This is a genomic window from Bacteroidota bacterium (assembly GCA_030706565.1).
Classification (GTDB): domain Bacteria; phylum Bacteroidota; class Bacteroidia; order Bacteroidales; family JAUZOH01; genus JAUZOH01.
The window spans coordinates 1-4,170 of sequence record JAUZOH010000333.1 but is presented as its reverse complement, the minus strand read 5'-3'; the positions used below and the strand labels follow the sequence as shown (position 1 = coordinate 4,170).

Genomic DNA, 4,170 nt, shown 5'->3' with positions numbered 1-4,170 from the left:
TGGGAAAATTATTTGCCGACAAATCAACAAATGTGAGGCCTTCTATAACTGTTCGGCATTTTATCATTGATGACAATGGATTGACGGGAACCGTTACGGCTGATAATATCCTAAGTCTTGATCAGGGAAGCCTGGGCGGATGGGATTTTTCGGTTTCCTCAATATCTATTTCTTTGCTGGCCAATAAATTGAGCGCTGCAAAATTTGCCGGTGATATGCATATCCCTGTGATGAAAGAGGGCGATAATCTTGCTTATTCTGCCTTAATCGATCTTGACGGGAATTATAGTCTTTCGGTAAAACCCAAGACAGATATGGATTTTACCATGTTTGGAGATTCAAAGCTGACGTTATTTCCTAATTCTACGGTTACCGTTGCGGTTAGTGACGGAAAATTCATTCCGACGGCCATATTGTCGGGAAATATGACCTTTAATGCGCCGTTTTCAAAAAATGATACATCAAGCAGATTAAAGCTTCTCAAGGTTGATTTCCAGGAAATGCTTATATCAGCTGCAGAGCCTGTATTTGATGTGAAATATTTCGGGGTTAGCGGCCTTGATAAAAGTACTTTTGCGGCCTTCCCTCTGACCATTAACCAATTCTTATTGCGAACCACGCAGGATGAAGCAAGACTTTCTGTGGGGGTGAAAGTTAATTTAAAAGAATCTGGTACTGGCGGATTTTCTGGTTCGACTGTTGTCACCCTTGTGGCTAAACGTCATAATCTCGATTTTTTCTATAAGGGATTAGATTTGGATAAGGTGGATATTGACATTGATGAGGGCGCTGCCTTCCGTCTTCATGGGGCAATAGCTTTTGTTCAAAGTGATCCGGTCTATGGTAATGGTTTTAAAGGAAAGCTTTTGGCAAAATTTGCTAAGAAATTCTCTCTTAATGCTTTGGCCTTGTTTGGCAATGTTAATGGTTTTCGCTATTTCTATGCTGACGGACTTTTGGGTATAAATCCGGGTATTTCGGTTCCACCCTTTATTTTTAACGGTTTTGGCGGCGGTTTGTATTATCACATGAAGCAGTCATCAAGCAATGATGTTAGTGCTTTCTTGGCTTCTGAATCCGGAATATTGTATAAACCGGATAAAACGATCGGGATTGGTGTGAAGTCCGAAATAAAATTTGGAGTGGTCAAGCCGGAACTGATTGATGCTGATGCAAAATTTGAAATTGCTTTTAATTCCAGTGGCGGAATCAATAAGGTCAACTTTGATGGTTTTGCAAAATGCCTGGTTCCCTCCTTAATTGTTGCATTACCTGCCATAAAATTAAATGCCAGGACTTTTGCTGACGGGAAGTCTCTTGCATTCGATCCGGGTGACAGTCCCTTATCTGTGAAACTGGATATGGATATGAATTTTGAAACCGAGGATTTTGATGCCAGTCTGGAAGCTTTTGTCAGAATGGATCCGGTCATGCAGGGCGTTGGACCTGACGGTTCGGCTGGCCGTTGCGTCATGCACCTCGGAAATTCAAAATGGTATATTTATCTGGGGACACAGACTAATCCTATCGGCATAAAAATGTTGAGGATGATGGAAACGACTTCCTATTTTATGGCAGGTTATGATGTTCCTACCGGAATGGTGGTCAATCCCAAAGTGGCGTCCATCCTGAAGCTTAATACTTCTTCATGCGGTGCAGATCATGATAACAGCAAGCTTGAAAATGGGAAAGGTGTAGCTTTCGGATCATGTATGGCATTCAGTACGGGGAACATTAAACTCACGCCATTTTACGGAGGTTTTGATATTGGTGCCGGTTTTGATATCCTTCTTAATAATTATGGAAAGGGTGCTTATTGTGAAGGTCATGCAGGAGCCTTAGGTATTAATGGATGGTATGCAAAAGGGCAGGCTTATGCATATCTGGATGGGAATATCGGAATTGAAGTGAAGGTCTTTCATCGGCATAAGAAATTTGATATTCTAAGCATTGAGACTGCAGCCCAGCTGGAAGCCGAAGGACCGAATCCGGTTTATTTTGAAGGTCAGGCTGGGGGAAGATTCAGAATACTGGGCGGAATGATCAAGGGAAATTGTAAGTTCAAGGTTACCTATGGGGATCAATGTAAGATCCTTAATAAAGTTACTGAATCACCGCTTGCCGATTTGCAGCTGATCGGAGATGTTACTCCCGAAGCCGGTAAGACCGATGTTGATGTGTTTACATCGCCCCAGGCGGTTTTCAATGTTTCTGTCAACCAGGTAATGAATATTTCGGATGATAACAACCTTATTCACAAATACCGGGCTAATCTTGAAAAATGTGAACTGACCCTTGCCGGGCAGACTGTCCCGGGTTCTTATCAATGGAACAGCGACAATTCTGTTTTGGTCTATAATCCGAATGATATTCTTGCTTGTCAGAAAGATTATAATTTTGCCGTATCTCTAAGTTTTGACGAATGGCAGAATGGCCAGTGGACAACTTTGACAGATTCTGCAGGGGCTAAGACAGTCGAGACTAAATCTGTGAAATTTACGACCGGGGATTTTCCGAAGCAATTGCCTCAAAGTTTGATCCATTACACTTACCCGCTCGACCGTCAGTATAATTTTTATCCTCAGGAGTATTCAAAAGGATATATTGCTTTCAATAAAGGAATGGCTCCTTTCTTTAATTTGGGCTCGGCCTGGAAACAGGTTGCCCGTTTTGTGCCGGTTTCGGGCGGCACGGCGTCATCTTCTGATCTTAGTTATGATGAATCTTCCAAAACCATAAGTTTCAATATCCCCGCCAACATTTCCTGTGATAAAATTTATCAGTTGCAACTGGTTAATATTCCTCAAAAAGTTGGTATCGATAACAACGTGAGTACCCGGACTTCTTCATCTGAAACTTCTGCAGGAACGACTGATGTTACCATCAAAACAGCTTCGGGATCTGTGACTGAAGGCGAAGAAACTGCATTTTACAGTATTGCTTTCCGGACCAGTAAATTTAAAACTTTTGCAGACAAACTCTCTGTGCCTGAGTTGAAGGCCAATATGCTTTACGAAATATCTCCTTATGTCTATTACCTGCAAACGACTTTCCGGAATAGTGAGGTCTTTGATAAATTCGAAATATACGGAGAGGAAACGCAGACTCCTCTTATTCGCAGGACCGCACAACTTGGACCGTCCGGCTGGTATCAGAAAAATGTGGCACCACTGGTTTATCATACTTTTCCTGGGAATATGTCGGTAACCTGGCGCGATACCTCACTTGTCGGCTGTCCGCCAACAGGTGAATTGAAAATCTGGCAATGGGATTTTGACCATACGCTTACCGATCTTGAAATTCAGACTGGTAATGCAACGGCGATCAATAACTGGGCTCAGTTTATGTACTGTCCTCCTTACTATTGGAGTAAGGATTATACGGATATCCGGACAAAACTGGCCAATCTCTATCCCTCGATGGCCAATGAAGATCCCCGGATAGAGTCAATTTTGAAAAAGCTTATCTGGCCTGTGGTCGATAAGGGGAATTATCCGGTAAAATTTGAATATGTGTTGCCGGGAATAAATAAAGTAACAACTTCAAAGGTGATCAACATAGAAGATCCTTTTGATATTGCCCAACCGTCTTTATAATGAAGAAAATGAAACAATTTTTAGTTGATTCTTTTTTAATTTTCATTCTTTTAGCCGGAGTTCATGCCCAGGAAGTTCCTGTTACATCCGTGAAATTGCTGGCACGTCCCCTGCCGGATTCCATTCTGCTTAGATGGGCGCCCGATAACTTTTCCGGTTGGAACGCCGGGAATAAATATGGCTATTATATTGTCCGCCTGACGATAATGAAAGGCGGAAAACTTATTCGTTCTCCCCGTCCTGCTTTTTTGACCAGTGGGCCGGTAAAACCCTGGCCACTTGAAAAATGGGAACCTCTGGCCGATTCGGATAAATATATGGCTGTTGCAGCCCAGGCTATTTATGGAGAAACATTCAGCGTTTCTGCAGGAAAAAATGCCTGTATCCTGGATGTGGTCAATAAAGCAAAGGAACAGGATTCCAGGTTTTCTTTTGCCCTGTTTTGTGCCGACCAGTCAAGAAATGCTGCTATTGCATCCGGATTGTGGTATACCGACCGGGATGTCCGGAAAGATGAAAAATACCTGTACCGGGTTTTCCTGGCTGCTCCGGGAAATATCATCCAAACCGACAC

At 42.7% G+C, this 4,170-nt stretch carries 2 protein-coding genes; both read left to right on the top strand.

Going from position 1 to position 4,170, the window contains the following annotated elements; translation table 11 throughout:
- Positions 1 to 3,596, top strand: a 3,596-nt coding sequence (locus Q8907_13535) for a hypothetical protein (GenBank protein ID MDP4275294.1), incomplete at its 5' end; no start/stop codon positions are given.
- 8 nt (positions 3,597 to 3,604) lie between these two features.
- Positions 3,605 to 4,170 (top strand): hypothetical protein (locus Q8907_13530; protein MDP4275293.1); only part of this gene is annotated, 566 nt, incomplete at its 3' end.